18 protein-coding genes and 2 pseudogenes are annotated in these 16,906 nt (G+C 57.4%); 6 read left to right on the forward strand and 14 right to left on the reverse strand.

Going from position 1 to position 16,906, the window contains the following annotated elements; translation table 11 throughout:
- Window positions 1–65 precede the first annotated feature (65 nt).
- The 4 genes from G3N95_RS24420 to G3N95_RS24435 are packed head-to-tail and all read right to left on the reverse strand — an operon-like array spanning window position 66 to window position 1,095.
- Window positions 66–302: a hypothetical protein gene (locus G3N95_RS24420; RefSeq protein WP_205972641.1), complete on the reverse strand. Its 237-nt coding sequence runs from the start codon at window positions 300–302 to the stop codon at window positions 66–68.
- On the reverse strand, window positions 303–614 hold the full coding sequence (locus tag G3N95_RS24425; RefSeq protein WP_205972642.1) for a hypothetical protein: 312 nt from the start codon (window positions 612–614) through the stop codon (window positions 303–305).
- Window positions 611–820 (reverse strand): hypothetical protein, encoded by a 210-nt coding sequence (locus tag G3N95_RS24430; protein ID WP_205972643.1) that lies wholly within the window; start codon window positions 818–820, stop codon window positions 611–613. The genes G3N95_RS24425 and G3N95_RS24430 overlap by 4 nt, the downstream gene beginning before the upstream one ends.
- Before the next feature lie 11 nt (window positions 821–831).
- Window positions 832–1,095: a hypothetical protein gene (locus G3N95_RS24435; RefSeq protein WP_205972644.1), complete on the reverse strand. Its 264-nt coding sequence runs from the start codon at window positions 1,093–1,095 to the stop codon at window positions 832–834.
- 882 nt (window positions 1,096–1,977) lie between these two features.
- Here G3N95_RS24435 and G3N95_RS24440 point away from each other — a divergent pair.
- The 3 genes from G3N95_RS24440 to G3N95_RS24450 are packed head-to-tail and all read left to right on the forward strand — an operon-like array spanning window position 1,978 to window position 4,574.
- Window positions 1,978–2,757 (forward strand): ABC-three component system protein, encoded by a 780-nt coding sequence (locus tag G3N95_RS24440; RefSeq protein ID WP_205972645.1) that lies wholly within the window; start codon window positions 1,978–1,980, stop codon window positions 2,755–2,757.
- Complete coding sequence (locus tag G3N95_RS24445) at window positions 2,741–2,965, forward strand: ABC-three component system middle component 7 (RefSeq protein WP_205972646.1); 225 nt, start codon at window positions 2,741–2,743, stop codon at window positions 2,963–2,965. Before G3N95_RS24440 ends, G3N95_RS24445 begins: the two co-directional genes overlap by 17 nt.
- On the forward strand, window positions 2,955–4,574 hold the full coding sequence (locus G3N95_RS24450; RefSeq protein WP_205972647.1) for a DUF2326 domain-containing protein: 1,620 nt from the start codon (window positions 2,955–2,957) through the stop codon (window positions 4,572–4,574). The genes G3N95_RS24445 and G3N95_RS24450 overlap by 11 nt, the downstream gene beginning before the upstream one ends.
- 359 nt (window positions 4,575–4,933) lie before the next feature.
- On the opposite strand, the gene G3N95_RS24455 is transcribed toward G3N95_RS24450, so the two are convergent.
- From G3N95_RS24455 to G3N95_RS24470, 4 genes are all read right to left on the reverse strand, one after another.
- On the reverse strand, window positions 4,934–7,081 hold the full coding sequence (locus G3N95_RS24455; protein WP_205972648.1) for a nuclease-related domain-containing protein: 2,148 nt from the start codon (window positions 7,079–7,081) through the stop codon (window positions 4,934–4,936).
- A gap of 385 nt (window positions 7,082–7,466) precedes the next feature.
- Entirely contained in the window at window positions 7,467–7,676 is a 210-nt protein-coding gene (locus tag G3N95_RS24460; protein ID WP_205972649.1) for a hypothetical protein, read from the reverse strand.
- A 102-nt stretch (window positions 7,677–7,778) separates the two neighbouring features.
- A complete protein-coding gene (locus G3N95_RS24465; protein ID WP_205972650.1) occupies window positions 7,779–8,015 on the reverse strand; it encodes a ribbon-helix-helix protein, CopG family in 237 nt (78 codons plus the stop codon).
- A gap of 170 nt (window positions 8,016–8,185) precedes the next feature.
- On the reverse strand, window positions 8,186–9,280 hold the full coding sequence (locus tag G3N95_RS24470; RefSeq protein WP_205972651.1) for a helix-turn-helix domain-containing protein: 1,095 nt from the start codon (window positions 9,278–9,280) through the stop codon (window positions 8,186–8,188).
- 465 nt (window positions 9,281–9,745) lie between these two features.
- Here G3N95_RS24470 and G3N95_RS24475 point away from each other — a divergent pair.
- Together G3N95_RS24475 and G3N95_RS24480 are read left to right on the forward strand one after the other, a co-directional pair.
- Window positions 9,746–10,024, forward strand: a pseudogene (locus G3N95_RS24475) (SDR family oxidoreductase); the annotation flags it as partial.
- Window positions 10,025–10,097: 73 nt separating this feature from the next.
- Complete coding sequence (locus G3N95_RS24480; protein ID WP_205972652.1) at window positions 10,098–10,745, forward strand: glutathione S-transferase; 648 nt, start codon at window positions 10,098–10,100, stop codon at window positions 10,743–10,745.
- 613 nt (window positions 10,746–11,358) lie between these two features.
- Here G3N95_RS24480 and G3N95_RS24485 read toward each other — a convergent pair.
- Window positions 11,359–12,408, reverse strand: a complete 1,050-nt coding sequence (locus G3N95_RS24485; RefSeq protein WP_205972653.1) for a hypothetical protein — start codon at window positions 12,406–12,408, stop codon at window positions 11,359–11,361.
- Between the two features lie 677 nt (window positions 12,409–13,085).
- Here G3N95_RS24485 and G3N95_RS24490 point away from each other — a divergent pair.
- Entirely contained in the window at window positions 13,086–13,277 is a 192-nt protein-coding gene (locus tag G3N95_RS24490) for a hypothetical protein (protein WP_205972654.1), read from the forward strand.
- A gap of 109 nt (window positions 13,278–13,386) precedes the next feature.
- Here G3N95_RS24490 and G3N95_RS24495 read toward each other — a convergent pair whose 3' ends face one another.
- From G3N95_RS24495 to G3N95_RS24515, 5 genes and pseudogenes are all read right to left on the reverse strand, one after another.
- Entirely contained in the window at window positions 13,387–14,772 is a 1,386-nt protein-coding gene (locus G3N95_RS24495; protein ID WP_205972655.1) for a sigma-54 dependent transcriptional regulator, read from the reverse strand.
- Window positions 14,773–15,063: 291 nt separating this feature from the next.
- Window positions 15,064–15,636, reverse strand: a complete 573-nt coding sequence (locus tag G3N95_RS24500; protein ID WP_205972656.1) for a type II secretion system protein — start codon at window positions 15,634–15,636, stop codon at window positions 15,064–15,066.
- Window positions 15,637–15,683: 47 nt separating this feature from the next.
- Window positions 15,684–16,076 carry a type II secretion system protein gene (locus G3N95_RS24505; RefSeq protein WP_205972657.1) on the reverse strand — a complete coding sequence of 131 codons (393 nt, stop codon included), beginning with the start codon at window positions 16,074–16,076 and terminating at the stop codon, window positions 15,684–15,686.
- Window positions 16,077–16,084: 8 nt separating this feature from the next.
- Complete coding sequence (locus G3N95_RS24510) at window positions 16,085–16,654, reverse strand: type II secretion system protein (protein ID WP_205972658.1); 570 nt, start codon at window positions 16,652–16,654, stop codon at window positions 16,085–16,087.
- Between the two features lie 3 nt (window positions 16,655–16,657).
- Window positions 16,658–16,906 (reverse strand): annotated as a pseudogene (locus G3N95_RS24515) (type IV pilus secretin PilQ); the annotation flags it as partial.

Genomic DNA, 16,906 nt, shown 5'->3' on the forward strand with positions numbered 1-16,906 from the left:
CTTCCCCTGCCGTCAGAACCATGATCACTCTGCTGCCCGCGCAGAAGTCGCGATGGTTCGTCGCATCAGAAACCGATCAGTCGCGCGCGCCGTCCGAACTTGCCGATCACCGGGCCATCGTCGTCGGCCTGCTCAAGCATGCGCACCTGAAGCATCACCTCGCGGCCCTCGCGGGTGTTCACTAGCTGCCCGCCCATGCGTCGCCAGGCGTGGTAAACGTTCGCGGCCTCGACCGTCACCTGCCGCGTGAAGGGTCGGCCTCCACCGCCCTTGAACATCAGTTCGAAAGTAAAGCGTTCCATCTAGCCCTCCTGCTTGCGCAGCGTTGCCGTTTCTGCGTCGGCGATCAGACGCCACGCGATCGTGTCCCATCGCACCTGATCGAGTGCAACCGAAACCAGCATCGCGTAAGGCGCGGGCACCACCGGCACCGCGTGGATCGCCGCAAACTGTTCCTTCAACCACGCGATCAACGTATCCGAGACCAGCTTCGTATCCTCTTGTTCATCGAGCAGTTCCTGCGCAACGAGCACCCACTTCGCCATGCCACCCTTGTCCTCCATCGCGCGAAACACCGCCTGCGTCGCGCGCATGACCGACCGTGATGCACTCATGCTTTCCACACCTCCGCGTGCCTGATCGTGCGGAACGTAGTGCCCACCCGGGTCATAGTGCGCTCGACAAGCTCGACCGCTTCGCTGCCGTAGACGCCACTCAGTTCGGCGGCGATGCCCTCTGCCTTCACAAGCCCCTCCATCCACGTGGTCCGAAAGTAGACCCCGCCACCGGGGATGTAGACCGTCACTTCGTACTCTTTCACCTTGCTCTCTCCTACCCGCGCCAGCCGATCTCGCGGCTCACGTAACCCGGCAGATAACCGAGTTGCGATCCTTCCGCGAGGTACACCACGTTCTCTTCCGGCTGCACGTCCTCGTCCTCTTCCGGCTCGTGTCCTGGGGGCAACGACGCTGGTCCAACAATCACCGCGTTACCAATGCTGTATTCAAACGCCCACCGGGGCTGCATCGCGAGGCGCACCTCAACGCTGTCGTCCAAGCCTTCGATCAGCTCCCTCATTTCGCCTACGGTCATCATCTGATGCTGTCCTTATCAATCTGGCGGGCCACTCCCGCCGTCAGGACCACGATAGCTCTGTATGGGCGCTGATGGTCGTGGGATCGCGTGATTAGTGGGGTCGCACGGTTTGTCGTCGATGAGCGAGCAAATTAAGCTACGAGCTATCAATGCAATGTTTTGCTCGCCATTTTCCCCGGGGACCGTGGTATCGGCTCCTGCTATCTGATGGCGTAAGAATGAGACAAGAAAAATGATGAACTACGCGCGAAAATCTCATTTGGCAAGACGCAGCCTGAATCGCGAGAGCGCGGCGACCATACCCGGTTAGAATTTTCGAGGCGTGAAGGCCACGCTTGCCATTAGCTGTCGAGTGGCCGGTCAGACCCGTCGTCGATGCGATGCCTCGCGCCGCCAGTTCGTCGACATCGCGCGCATCTCGCCAGTACCCAACCGGAAGCACGCGACTGGCTCAAGCGCCTGATTGCGAGCTGTCGTGCGTGTCCGCCCCTGCCGGCGTTACGCTCGAATTAAGTGCGCTATGCGCCTTCGTGCGGCAGGCCGCCTGCGATCATCGCACGTGTCGCTCAAACCCCTTGCGAGAAGATAGGGGCGTGGCCAGTCTTTTTGGTGCGCTCCGCGCCTGCCCCTAGATCGCTTGATTATGTTGGAGTGGTTGGAGGCGACCTCTCGATGCTTCAGGCCAACATTAAAAGCGACCGTTCCATCTGCGCTCCTATAAAATCCCGAATGGGCCGCAAGGAATCGGGGGTGGCCCCGTCTCCGCCGGAAACGCATTTTGCTGACGACGCATGAAGCGAAGGCCGGTCAGACGTAGGTTTATCGCAACGTCGCTCAAGACTGGCGCAACTGTATCTGAGTTAATTGGATAAGTTTAGATAAATGACAAATAAACGGGTCAAGTACCATCCCAACGAGCATAGTATTCTCTACGGCGAAACCGGGGGCGCCTGTCCGCTCTGCGGTTTGCCAATGATGTTCCAGAAGGCTACTTCAGCGCATCCGACTATCGGCTATGAGATTGCCCATATCTACCCTTTGAACCCGAACGCATCTCAAAAAACCGGTTTAAAAGGGTACACAGCACCAACCGATATCAATGCATTAGAAAATGTCATTCTTTTGTGTCCGAGTTGCCACACAAAATATGACAAGGATTTTAAGATCGCGGAATATCTGAAGTTGCTTCAGATTAAAAAACAGTATCTCAGCGATGCGATGGCAAAACACACCGCTTCCCAGCATGCGCTTCAGGAAGAGGTTCATGAGATATTAGATCTCATAGTCAACAGCAACCTCGACTATGATGACCTTTCAGAGCCAAAATTAAACGTGAGCTCGCTCGACGAAAAACTAAAGACGGATATCAGCCCTTTACAGAAAAGGGAAATCCGTTCGAACGCTATTGATTTCTTTGTACCGATCAGGAATCAAATTCGACTAATTGAGCAGCGGGATCAGGCGGCTATAAGAATTCTGCAGAATCAAATCAATTCGTACTACCTCGTCATGAATAAGCAGAATCCAAATAACAAAGACATTGTTTTCAACCACATTGCACAGTGGGTAAGCCTTAAAACCGGCAAATCGATTATGGCATCAAAGGTTCTGACTTCATTTTTTGTTCAAAATTGCGAGGTCTTCGATGCTGGTTCCAACTAAATTTACGACGCTCGAAGAATCAACTATTTTCAAGATGCGTACCATCCTGGAAAATAAGCGGAATGGAGAGACTATCCCTGATCTGCTGGCTAGAACCTCAGGTGATTTCCAAGACGCGTCAGAGTTTCTTTGCGCAGTCGATATTTTGTATGTGCTTGGTGCGCTCGATGTAGAGCCTTCAACCGGAGCGATTGAATATGCTGCGTAAGATTATCTGCCCATTCTTTAACCACGGCGAAATCTCGTTCCACGCCGGGCTCAACATCGTACTTGGCGATGACGACGCAAGAAATTCGATTGGAAAATCGCTTGCTTTGTTAGTGATCGATTTTGCGATGGGTGGGATTTCGTTGCAGGAAGATAAAGCCGGTGCCATCGCGTCCTTGGGGCATCACGCGTACAGTATCGAGTTTAATTTTGATAACACGCGCTATTTCTTCAAGCGCGCCACGGACGCATCTGATCTGATACAAGTTTGTGATGAAAATTATTCTGTCACAGAAGAAATTACCGTCGATGTGTATCGAGCCAAGCTTAAGTCTCTCTACGATCTCGATCAACTTAAATCGAGCTTTCGGTCACTCGTTGGGCCGTTCAGCCGAATTTGGAACAAAGGCGCGCTCGAACCGGAGCATCCATTCTCGGCTGATCCGAAGGAATCTGCAGCAGTCGCTGTTGAGCGGCTCATCGACTTTTTCGAACGGATAGCGGAGATCGAGAGAGAGAAAGCAGTCTTGGATGCTAATAATGAAAGGAAGCGCCTGATTTCAAAATCGATGAGTGTCGAAATTATCCCGAAGATCAATAAAACACAATATAAGGCTAATCAAAAAACGATTGCTGATAACGCGATTGTGATCGAAAGCTTGAAGCAAGGGTTCGCTGGGGCACTCAGCGCATACGAAGCCCTCTTCGATGAGGGGTTGCGTGTACAGCAGCAACGAAAAAATCAGTTGAACACTGAACGCGAAGAATTGCGGTCTAAGATTGACCGTGTAAATCGTGATCTTGCTGGAGTGGCACCCCGGCTAAGTGCGAACATCTCACTCGTTACAGAATTCTTCCCAGATGTCAACGTAAAGCGTTTGGAACAGGTTGAAGCGTTTCATCAAAATATTTCGAATCTGGTAAAGAAGGAATTAAAAAAAGAATTGACACAACTCTCCACGCGAGAGTCGGATGTCAGCGCCGAGATTGGAAAGTTGGAAAACACTATGCGTGCCGACCTTGCTGCGAAGGGAACGCCAGATGATCTATTTGCGCGGGTTTTTGAATTAAAAGAGGTTGCTGACAACGCTGCAGAGGAGAATCGCTTCTTTGATCAAAAATTAGCGATTGACAAAGAGACCTCCCTGTCAAAGGAGCGTCTAGGGGCAATCTATGTCAATATTTTTCTAGCGATCGAAACAGCAATTAATGAAAAATTGAAGCGCTTTAATAAGGTAGTTTACGATCCCAAACGGAACGCTTCGCAGCTGAGAATCAAGAGTGCCAATTCGTATAGCTTTACATCTCCGGTCGATACTGGTACCGGAAAATCGTATGCAGGGCTCGTCGGCTTTGACCTCGCGATGCTTTCGCTGACTCGTCTCCCGTTTATCATCCATGACTCGGTGATTTACAAGAACATTGAGGTGCCTGCGACGAGGCATATTCTGCGGATACTTGCTGCGGTTCAGCGCAAACAGATTTTCCTCGCTTTTGATGAAGCAGCGAAATTTGGCCCCGCCGCAGAGGGACTGCTGCGTAGCCACACCGTTTTAAAGCTGAGCCATGACGATCTTTTGTACATCAAGGATTGGCGAGCACAGCAGTAGCAAAATAGATCTGATAGAACGATGGCGGCGCGGTGTCGTCCGCCTAGTGTTTTGGATGGGAAATCGCATCGAGGTTGTTCGCGTTTCTAGTTCTGCTGACCGCTCATTCCAACGGCGATCCGAAAACAGGAGAGCAGTCGTTCTTATGACGCGGGAGGCACCCGACGTGTGCCAAGGGCGGAACGCTAGCGGCGATCGCAAGCAGTGCGGTTAAGGATCGAAGCTCGCGATACTGGAATCCAGAGGACAAGTCCGACGTCTTCGGTTTAGCGAGTCCGAGATTTCCATTGCATTCGCGGTCACACAGAAGAGCCATTTGTGCGTGCCGCTCTACATTTCTGATGTGATTAGGCCTCTGATCACAAGCAGCACTTTTTGTACTTGAGTCCACTGCCGCAGTTGCACGGGTCGTTCCGGCCGAGTTTCTGGTGACTGACTTCTCGCGAAATTTTACGAAACGCATCGCGCACCTTAGACGCCGGCTTCATGCCAGCTGTAAGCCGCTCCATTTCATCAGAAGCTTCCCACGGAAAGTCCAACGTGACGCCAAATTGAACCTGCCCACCCGGGCTAACAGAGACACCGAACCACTCCGCCGCGCGCTGCTGGTACTTGCGTTTGGCACAGTGCGCCTCCAACGTGGCGATCGCTTCGGCAGATAGCGTTGGATTGCAATGGAAACTAACCCCGCAAGGCGGTGTACTCGATGCGAGCGTGATGTCGTGTCGCTTACCGTCGAGCCGCACTTGCCGCGTGATCGTTTCAAGTATGCGATGGACGTTCCTACACGAATCTTCGTCCATTGACAGCAAGTGGAACCCGAGTTCAAGAGTTGCCGGGTTCTCACTAACTTCGATCTCTTTGATGAGACTCTCGTAGCGAGTTCCGCGCATCTTCGTAAGGATTCCCTCCGGTGTATCGTCGCCAGGCTGGTTATCCCTCCGGACTAGCATCGCCGCATCCAAGTCTTGAGCGATAGAGTCTTCGAGCATGACACAGTCGTACTTCTCATCAAGCCAAAGGTTCTGTTTCAGGTGGTAGCCGAGCACGGTCAGTTCATGCCCGCTCATCAGCTTGTCCGATACAGCCACGCGCAACTTCACGTAGCCCAACAGTCGCAACGGCGTCGTGAGCATCTCCGTCAATGTGTCGAGAAGGAACACGTCCATCACGAAGGGAGGTCGGATGATATCGGTGGTATGGAAATTAAGCGACTGGCTTGCCTGGAAGGCCAGCGCCGGATAGTGTTCCGACACAAGACTGAACAGGAAGACTTCTTTGACGCTCGGTGGAAGCTCGATTTCTCTCTCTTTGTCGTCAACCAACCGACATCCGCCGGCAAGCATTTCGTTCGCGCACGTCCAGCCTTGGTCATATGAGTCTTGGATGGCAGCTGCGAAGTCGGACTTCAGCTGGTTATCATTGCCTTTGCGTGCGGCGATGGTCAGCTTCTTCGCCTTCGCCTGCACGATGATGAGCCGATCTCCGTAGATGACGAGGACATCAGCTTCACCCACGATGTCTTTGCCACGATGCAAGTTCGTATTCGTATGGACGTGCTCCGGGCCGAAGACCTTGCTCAACCGGCGAGCAGCGAACTGCTCAGTAAAGGCTCCACGATGCTTTGCTGCTGTCGGGCGATAGGGTTTGTCTTCCCACATCCAGAAGAACGGAGACTCGTATAGCGCCTCGTAAATAGCATATTGTGAAAAAAGGAGTACCGTCCCACGGTCGGTAGGTAGCAACGGACGAGCGGCGACTTCATTGAAGTCTCCCACCTCCTTGAACACCGAGTTGTCCCCCGAAAAAAGGAATGCGCGGAGAAACGCTTCGACTACGCCCTTCGCAACGCCGCTGCTACCCGCCACCTCATCCAGAGAAAACTCGAACGCCGGGAGCCACGTTGCAGGTGGGGTCTTGGCAGCCCTCGCGTCCGCGAAGAGTCGCGTCCCCTTTTTGTCCATCAAGGCGCACATCGCCTCTGCGATAGTTCGCGCCTGGCCGGAGGTGAACCCTTTTGTGTTTAGCATCCAATCGTCATCGGCCCCGTACTTCTCGGGCACGAAGTCTCTGTACTGAAAGGCGTAGGCTGACTCTGTGCCATAGAAGATGGGCTCTCGCATCCCCGCGCCGCGCCACGGGTCTGGTGGCTCGGTGCCCGCTCTCATTGCCTCGAACATGGCCGCGAACGTCGGGTAGGACATCGCATCATGCAACTCGCGCATAAGCGAATCCGTACGCTTGACATAGCCGTCGATCACCTCGCACGTCTGCAGAGACAAGTCCAACGGCTTCTTTACCATCAAGCCTATCAGCGTCGTCAATTCCGTCCGAATCAGCCGCTCCCTACCATACAGCCGTTCCATGTCGGATGGCTTCAGCATGCCCTTGATGTGAATGACGTTGTCGCGATGACAGATATGTGCGACCGCATGAACATATCCCGGCAACGTAACTAGCATGGCCAGGTCCTCAAGAATTTGAGATTCTTCCCGCGGTTGCTCCATGCCTCCCCCCTTTGAGTTCGCAAGCCTAGTTTGCGAAGCCTTTTCGTGCTGATTTTTCGTTTCGCTTCAAATGGTCAGTTTCGAGGGGCACTCAAGTTACCAACGATGACTTTCATAGACTTTCAGCGCGTCGGCACAGCCCGTCTAACCACGCGCTCTGGTTCAGACCGTCGTTGAACAGTCGAGCGTCCGGCGGCAGCCATCAGCTTTAACGGCCGCTCAGATTTTATCGTTAATGAAAGTTCCTGGCCCGAATCTGCCCTTCGTCGACGATCGTCAAGAGCATGTGCCCGACTTCGTGGGTCGTCGTCTGATGTCGGTCGCCTGACCGGCGTCAGCGTGATAGCGAAAATGATCATCTCGGCCTGACAGACCGCTTGCATAATCAGCCTCCCTTGCGCGCCGCGCGCTTGGAGACGCTCTTGAGAGGCGGATCGAACTCGGACGCTGGAAGGCCGTCCAGAAACGATTGAACGCTCTGGAGCAACACATCCTCGAACGACAGCCCACGCGTCGCCGCGTAGCGGCGCAGCCGGGTCATGAGCCGTGCATCAAGATCCAGTTCGATCTGATTCGGGGGGTTACGCGAGGGCATAGCGCACCTCCGACCTTGATCTTGCATACAGACGAGCTTCGGGACTCGGATATTCGTAACGGTACTGCGGTGTGCGATTATTCAATCCGCACTGAAATACGATCAGTCGTCGTGGCGCTTGATTGGGTGTTCGTTCATGAACCAGTCGGCCGCAAGCGAGAACAACGCTGAACGATTCAGTCCGCCGCGCTTTTTCCGATATGCGTCGATTCGTTCGAGCACCTCCGGCGGCACCGTGATGCTGATCTTGAGCCGAGGTCCCTCCTCCTCTTCCTGCAACGCCACTGCGCCGACATCGTCGTGTCGCTCTATTCCTTCGGCACTCTGTCTTTTCTTCATGTAAGCCTCTACCTTGACTTGAGCCGGAACTATAGCAATCGCACACTTCCTTCTTATTAGGGGTCATGTTTTGGTACTCCCTTGATCTTACCCAGTATGTAGACGGGCATACTAGGAAAGTCAAAAAAATGCGCTTTCGCGCTCCTCAGAAGTTTCGACCAAAATTTAATCTAGTGCCGCGCCAATTCGGCCTGCGTGCTCTGGAGCCGATCCTCAGCCGCATGCTGAACCACATCGTGCAAGCTCGCCATTCTGTCAGGCCGCAGCAACTGCGCGGGGTAGCAATGAAAGATCGGGCAGAGCTTGTCGATGGTCGAGCGCCGCAGCCATGCATTGCGTTCCATCGCCGTCAAGTTACTAGTCGTCGTGCCATACGCCTCGGCCAGAGCCTTCACACTCATGCCGCGATACAGACGCCACGCAAGCAGTGGCGACTTGCCCGCGATCAGGTGCTCGAGTACTCCCTCGGGATAGTCGGTGTTGGCTGGTGAGCGCGGCTCGGTGATCGTGCGCGGTACCTTTTCGGCCTTCGCCTCTACGACCGACTCGCCCTTACGCGCCTCACCTGTGAAGGGCGATGTATCCGAACCGGGCAACGGCATCATCTGCGCGACCGGGCAGTCATAAATCTGCGCGAGCTTGCCGAGCGTGACGGGCTTCGGCGCAGACTTGCCGCTCTCGTGCCACATTATCGTTGCCTTGCCTCGACCGAATAGATCAGCTGCATCGGCCAGCGTGAGATTGCGGTACTCGCGCCATGCGCGGGTGAAATAGACGCCCACCGCGATGCGCTCCGCCACTTCGACGGGCGGAGCCTCGACGAACTCGCGATAGAACACGCGTTCTTTCGGCGATTTGATAACTTCGGGGGACGCGCGCGCGGGCGATGCCTGCGCAAGGAAGACTTCTTCAGGTGGGGAGGTTACGGCGAGGCGCGCTTCTGGTTCGGGCGGATCATCGACCACGGGCAGGCTGTTGATCAGCGTCTGCCAGTGGCGGTCGTGAGGATTGCGCGGGCGCAAACTTTCGGGTGGTGGGGAAGCTGCCGCCGGTTCATCGGGCGTCGGCAACTGCGCCGCTTGCAGTGACCCTTTAAATTGCCCGGGGCGGGACCTTGCTTCGACCCTCGCCGTCTGCGCCCTGCGCGCCGCAACCCAGAACTCGGTCAGCGCCGAAAACATCGTGTACGGGATGGTCGCCTTGAGGCGATTGCCCGCATGGTCCGTTTCATAGCGGACCTCCGACAGATCCAGTCCGTAGGACATCGTGCTCTCTCCATATCGGTCTAGTAGCGCGCGACCCCTCGCGGTCGCGCAGCGGATGAAAACATGCGAACGCGATGCACTTTCATCACGCTATCGCCCACGGTAGATATTACGAATGCAAAGCGCAACCCGGTAGCACTTCAAAAGATGGGCTGCGAGCCGGATACAGGCAGTCCGGAAGCCATGACCGACAAGGTCTCGCAAGACTTGATAGGTGTTAACCCAGGATCGCTCTAAGCGATCGATTCTGTACTGGGAACCCGACCGATTTATTAAGGTTTTGCCCCTGCTGGCACGGTCAGATTTGCCGACGCATATGTAAGGGTCGATGAGACACCACGAAGACAGAAAACCCGGTAGCAACGGGGGCACGGCTGGCAACCGCGAGTGGCGCAGTAGGCGCAATCCCTTGTGCCGTAAGGGTTCACGTCGATTCGCCTTGATTTATACAACGGGATGTCTTGCAAGCACGCCGTCGAAGGCATCACGAAATCGGCCGCGCTCGAAGTCGCGTCAACGGGCGTTCGCGTCAACGCGGTCGCACCCGGACCAACCGATACGGGAATGCTTGACCGCTTCACCAGCACCGCGGAAAACAAGGCGGCGCTCGCCGCCACTGTGCCGCTCGCGCGCATCGGCAGGCCCGATGACATCGCCGCGGCTGTGCTCTATCTCGCTGCCGACGGCGCCGCGTTCGTCACCGGCCAGATCCTGACCGTCGACGGTGGCAAGACGGCGGGCTGAGACTGCACGACAACACTCGTCCGCGTACCGACTGCTATGCGGGCGAGCCATTCTTTTCGAACTGGATCAAGCCATGAATACCGACCTCACGCTTTACGAATCCAAGGCCTCGCCCAACTCTCGCCGGGTTCGCATTTTTCTTGCAGAGAAGGGCATTGAGATTCCGACCCGGACAGTAGACCTCGGTGCGAAAGAGCAATTCTCTGCTGAGTATGTCGCGATCAATCCTCGCATGCAGGTTCCGACGCTCGTCTTGGGAGACGGCACGGTGATCGGCGAGGTCCCCGCAATCTGGCGCTACATCGAGGAAGCGTATCCCGACAAGCCCGCCTTGCTCGGTACGACACCGCAAGCGAAGGCACTGATCGCGATGTGGGAGCGGCGCGCCGAAATCGACGGATTTGCGGCCGTGATGGAGGGCGTGAGAAACGCAGTCGCCGGACTCAAGGGGCGAGCGCTGTCCGGTCCGCATGCCTACGAACAGATCCCGGAGATCGTCGAGCGCAGCAAGATGCGTGTGGCCCATTTCTTTGCCGATTTCAACGAGCGTCTGAAGACGGTTCCTTTCGTGGCAGGCGACGCGTTCTCCGCGGCCGACATCACCACGCTGGCGGCCATCGACTTTGCGGCGGGGGGCATGAAGATGGGCATTCCCCCCGGATTCGATGCACTACAGGCGTGGTATGACAAGACGTCGGACCGCTCCGCTTCGAAGGCATAGAAGAGCAGACATTGACTCTTTGCGTGGCGTAGCCGAGACCCGGGGCGAGTCGGACCGTCGCCTTCCGCGCGTGAAAAAATAGCGGCGCTATGCAGCGCCGCACATCCTTGCCGAATGCATACGGGCGCTATGATTATCGGCGTGTTCCGCACCGAAAGGATGCTCCATGAACGCCTCCGTTATCTCGGCACTCGCTGCACTGGTCGGCGCCGCTATCGGTGGCCTGACGTCCGTGCTGGCCTCATGGCTCACGCAACGCACTCAGGGCTCGCACGGAGTGGCTGGCGCACGACCGCATTCGCCGGCAGGACCTCTCTCTACAAGGCCTTCGTCGAGGAAGCGACGAAGTGCTATGTCGACGCGCTGCAGCACAGCGGGCCCGACCTTGCCGCGCTCGGCAGCCTGTACGCAAAGATCAGCCGCATCAGGGCCCGCGTGTCGTTTGGATCGATGTCGCGCTATGCAGCTTGCCGACGCACTCTGCCTCAACTCTACCGTGCATGGAAAGCAAATATCCCGATCTCCAGATTACTGCATAGTCAGATATCTGAGTGTCGCGATATCGGCAAAAAGCTGGTCTGCGAGCTTAGCGCGCGTCGCGTGGTTGTTGGGATTACTCGTCGGGTTTCATCGAGCATCCGTCGTCATCGTGCCGCCCGCCTCGCCCTGACCGGAAGACGATCGCTCCAGAGTTGGCTGGACCGGGCGTGGAGTCTTCGATGATTTGAGACGGAGGCACATTGCCCCTTGCGCCCGGCGCGAACGCGAGTATGCGCAGTTGACTCGGATCGGCAAAGAAGAGCCGTCCATCCGGCGAGACGGCGATCCGGTTACCTGGCCGCGCCAGCTCCTGGCCGACGATGCCCGTGGCTGGGCCGCTGATCGTCCGTAACGGTCGCATGTTGCCATTCGCCTTGGCGGCGAAAACGCTCACCTGAGTCTGGGTCGCATCCGCAGTCGTGTTGTAGACGAACAATTCGTCCGTGCGAGGATCGATAGCGATCGTTGTGGCAATCTGCGAGAAAAAAACATTGCGGCCCGGAAACAGGCCGGTGTTCGGACCTGTGAGGCTGCGCAGAAGCGGAGGCGCGGTCACGCTTCGACTCGTGCCGAATGTATCGATGATCGCCGCTCCCTGTATGTCATAACCCGCGATCAGCAGATTGTCGTCTCCGTCGATGGCGATGCTCTGGTAATGCGTGATATTCGGATCGGTAATGCGGACGGGATTGGGTATTGGCCCTGAACTATTGACGGGAACGACCATCACGCCCGCGGTCGATGGGCGAACGCTCAGGACGAAGTCGTTGAGGCGAGAGTCCACTGCGACGCCGGGCAGATCATTCGTCGACGTCAACATGAACGAGCGCTCGGGTGCCTGATTGCCTTCAGCCTTGCGCGGAAAGATATCGACCGTACTCTGGCCAAACTGCGCAACGTGAAAGGCATCCTTTTTATCGATCGCCGTCGCGCCGGCCGACATCAAGGTAGTGAGCGGCCCTTGCAGCACCTGGCAGGGCTCGGTCGCTCCATTGGCGCGCGCGGAGTAACCCCGAATCTGATTGTCGAAAGAGAGAAAGACCGCGTCGCTGCGACAGACGGCGTGTGCCACCTGAGCCCCGAAAAGCATACTGACGAGGGCGACACATAGCACCGGTTTCATGACATGCCTCCTTGGTCATATTGTGCGAATGCGCCGATTAAGGATAGACACGCACGGGAGGCCGAATGAATTTACGCCAGTTGAAACCTGTCTTTTGGCGGACGATGCGAGGGAATACAGCGATATCAGGCATTAGTCCGTTTTGCTAATGCGTGCTATGACGGCAGGTCGTATAGGGCCGACCGGATTTTTAAATTAGCGTTGAGTACATTCGATACCGCCACTATTTGTTCCGTCGATCGCGCCGCTGCTTGTGCGTTGCGGGCTTGGACTTTCTCTCGTCGTCTTCCAGGCGAGCACGCGCGCGCTCCTCGCGAAATCCTTTATCGCTCCACAAAACGTAGAGAATCGAGACGCAGAAAATGACCGCGAGTGCAATGTAATAGTTTTTCATTCTTTTATCAGGCAGAGAGCGGAAATGCGTGACGGGCCAAAGTTCGACGTACTGCCCTTCCGTCATCCGTTCAGGTAACTCGAAATCGGTCCTTCCGTAACTCAGGTGATAGGTAGAAGATTAACAATCGTAAGGTGCCATCACCACCGGGGAAACACCCCCTTTCGTCGGGGGGTGTTTCTGCCAGGCACCGACACGATTACAAGATCTGTCCCGGCGCGGCGGCAACGTTCGCGAACCGAGGATCAGGTCTTGCTGCGCAGTTCGTGCATGGGAGACGATCATGGTGAAACTTGTCGGCATCTTGGCTTTAGCGGCGGCCGTCGCCGGATGCGTAGCGGCCCCGCCCTACGACAACAACTACCCGGCGTACGGCGGTCCCGGCTATTACGCGCCGGGGCCGAGTATTGGCGTAGGCGTGGGAGGCGGCAGCTTCGGCGGTGGAGTGGGTGTCGGCGTCGGTGTGGGATTTTGAGCGCGGCGAGGCAGCCGCTGACAGTTGCATGGGAACGGTTTATGCGTTCGACGATCGTCACCGGTCCTGTGCAGATCTGTCGCATGTAGCGCGATCCCACGCAGCGGGTCTACCGCACCATCATCAACGGAACATCCGCGCGCATCCCTCTCAAGAACGTCGCCATATCGCACTCATACGACTCGAGCAGCCGGTACAGCGTGACGCGGGAGATCTCCAGTTCGCGTGCCGCATCGGCGACGTTGCCACGATGCCGTAGCAAGGCGGACTCGATTGCATGCTGCTCGGCGTGACGCCGCACCTGATCGAGCGAGGTGACACGCGCATCGACGCAATGCGCAAGGCCCAGGTCGCGTGCCGTGATCGTCGGACTGTCGAACATCACGACGGCGCGCCACACGCGATTGCGCAGTTCCCGGACATTGCCTGGCCAGTCGTGCGCATGCAGCGCACGCACGGCGTCCTCGGAAAACCCGCGAATCCGCCGACTCGAATCGACACGCAACTGATCCAGCAGATGCCGCGCCAGCAATTCGACATCGGCCCCGCGCGCGCGAAGCGGCGGCTCGCCAAGCTGAAGCACGCTCAAGCGATGATACAAATCTTCCCGGAACCGCCCTTCCGCAGTCGCAGCCATCAGGTTCACATGGGTCGCGCAGACGATCCTGACGTCGACGGGAACCGCGTGCGAAGCGCCTAGCCGCTCGATGCTGCGTTCCTGTAAAAAGCGCAACAGACCTGCCTGGCTATTCAAGGGCAAATCGGCGATCTCGTCGAGAAACACCGTGCCGCCGTTGGCTGCCTCGATGCGCCCCGTCTTGCGCTCGTTTGCACCCGTGAACGCGCCGCGCTCATAACCGAACAACTCCGACATGACGAGATGTTCCGGCATCGCGCCGCAGTTGATCGCGACAAACGGCGCATGCCGTCGCGCAGAATGCCGGTGGATCGACAGCGCGGTCAGTTCCTTGCCCGTTCCCGACTCGCCCTGAATCAGCACGGGCGCATTGCATAACGCGACCTTGCGGATCGCGCGAAAGAGCGAAAGCATTGCGTCGCACGACCCGATCATTTCGCCGTCCGCGCCGGCCCACGGATCGTGCGCCAGCGGCTCGGTCAGAGAACACATTCCGCGTGCGTGTCCTACGGCGTGACGCAGTTCGTCCGGGGTGGTCGGCAACGTGATGTAGCTCATGCAACGCCCGCGCACGAGCGAGCGGACCGAACCATCTTCCAGCTGCTCGGGCCACAAGGCGGCAACCCAGCCTACGTCGCGCATGGAGAGCACCTCGGTGAGCGCTTCCAGGTCGCGTGGAAACTTCATCGAAGCAATATCGATCAATCCGCCGGCACCTGCAGCAAGCCGCGTTCGTTGCCGGTTGCGCGCGCAGATATCGATCCGGTCGATATTCCATTCGCTCTGCGGCAGCAAGACGTCAGGCAGCGCCCGGCTACCACGGCAAACGTGATAGAGCTTCCTCGTCACCGATTCCATACGAAGCCTCTCGAGCCGGTTCTAATTAGAAAGGAAAACTTGACCGCTTCGACAAGAAAGAGAAAATACCCTGTAAAGGAAGTGTCGGAGATCGAAGCTGAAGAACGCCTTAAGATTTGTTTTCTATTCCCTGAGCGAGGGCGTATTGGGCCGCGAATCCGTGGAGATATGTGTGGCGGACCGCATAAGCAGGTGCGAATAAGTGCGTAATGAGAATCAAAGACGACATTGAAATTACAATTCCGCGTTTATTGAATTCTTATAGCGGTATTTCAATGCGCTTTAAGCCGCTTACCAATGCGAAGAGCCAAGGCTTCGAGGAGTGTAACGCGTGAGCCCATCGTTCATCGGATCGAAAGGTGCATCCAGTGAACCTGTTCTTGGCTTCCGGGGTTGCGCGTCGGGACCGGAATTGGAACGCTGCATGGGCGGCAGATAGAAGAATTGCCAACCGGCGTAGGTCTGCTGCCCTTCGAAGTCTTCGAACTGACGTGGAAAGCGCGACCGTTTGATCGGCGCGTCCGTCGAACTGCTATGCAAGCCCGCTATCCGTCCCGCCTGATACAGATAGACCCAATCGCTCTGGCCGGTAACGGGGTCGGCGTAGGCGCGCCGCAGATGATGCAGCGGTTCGGGAAAACGCGAGTCGTTGAGCAGTTCGTCGACGGATGCGGGCAGCACGCGGCCGGCGCGGTAGTAACGCAGTATCGCCAGACGGTACTGGTTGCCGACGAACAGCAACTGCTGTTCGGTTTCGCGTTTGCGTTGCAATGACCAGACATCGAGTGCGCCCATCAGCGCGATGGAAAGCAGCATCAGCGCGATCAGCAGCGTCAGCATGACGATGCCCCGTTCGCGGAACATTCGCGTTTTCGAACGATGTCTCTCGCCGCCATGCGCCGCAGCAACGCTCATTGCCCCGCTCCCGCCGCATCGGATGCCGCGCCTTGCGGGCTGCTCGCGGGGAGGATGTCGTAGACGCCCGGCTTCGTATCGTCGGGCGAAGCGACCACCGCCCATTTGTCGTCGCCATTCACGGGATCGACGGGAATCGAGCGCAGATAGTGACGCGTGACGAGTTCGTCCAGCGTGTCGGGATACGCGCCGTTGTCGCCATAGAACTTGTCGATCGCGTCGCGCATCACGGCGAGATTCTGCGCGCGCACGTGCTCTTTGCCGCGATCGATGCTGTGCATGTAGCGCGGCAGCGCGATGGTCAACAGGAGGCCGATGATCGCCATCACGACGACCAGTTCGATCAAGGTAAAGCCGGCGCTGCGGCGGCTCGATTGAATGCGTTTCATGATGGGGCTCACCACTGCCGGTAGGGAATGCCGTTGATGCCGACGCGATCCGACTTCGACGACACATCGAACACGTCTTTGCCCGCCGTGCCACGTGCGGAAGTATCCGCGCTGTCGGCAGCGTCGGCGCCGCCGCCGTCCGGATGCGGAGGCGGCTCGCCGAACGCGCGCAGGGTCCAGGTGTCTTCCGGCGGCGTATCGGGATCGCCCGTATAAAAAGGATCGCGCGGCACGCGGCGCAGGAACATCACCAGTCCGCCCTTGGGATCCTTGACGTTCTTCACGCCGTCCACCAGCACGGCGAGAGTCGGCGGATAACCCGAAGCCTCCGCTTCCCGCTCGATGAGACCGCTGTCGCTCGCTTCCTTGTAGGCGTCGAGCGCAGTGCGAATCTCGCGCAATGCGGCGTTCAATTGCTGCTCCTTCTCGCGCTGCGCGATCAGTTGCGAAAACGGCACCACGGCGAGCGCAAGGATGCCGACCAGCGCCAGCGTGATCACGAGTTCGATCAGCGTGAAGCCACGCTGTCTCGCAGGACGCGCAATACGAAAACGGGCACGGCATGCGAGGATAAACATCGTCTAGTACCCGCCGTTCTGGACCGGTCGTAATGGGTTGTCGGTCGACATGTCGCCGGGGGGCATCACCAGCATCGGCGGCGGCGCTGTTGCGGCCGGCTGTGCAGGCGCGGCGGGCGCCTGTGCAGCGGGCGCTGCGTAACCGGTTTGCGGCGCACCGCCTCCGTTCGTATTGCCGTTGTCGTTACCAACAGGCGGCACTTCGGGCGCGGCCTGCTCGGCAGCCGGCGCGGCGCCGTTGGCGGGCGCGGC

It is taken from the genome of Paraburkholderia sp. Tr-20389, assembly GCF_017104565.1.
Classification (GTDB): Bacteria; Pseudomonadota; Gammaproteobacteria; order Burkholderiales; family Burkholderiaceae; genus Paraburkholderia.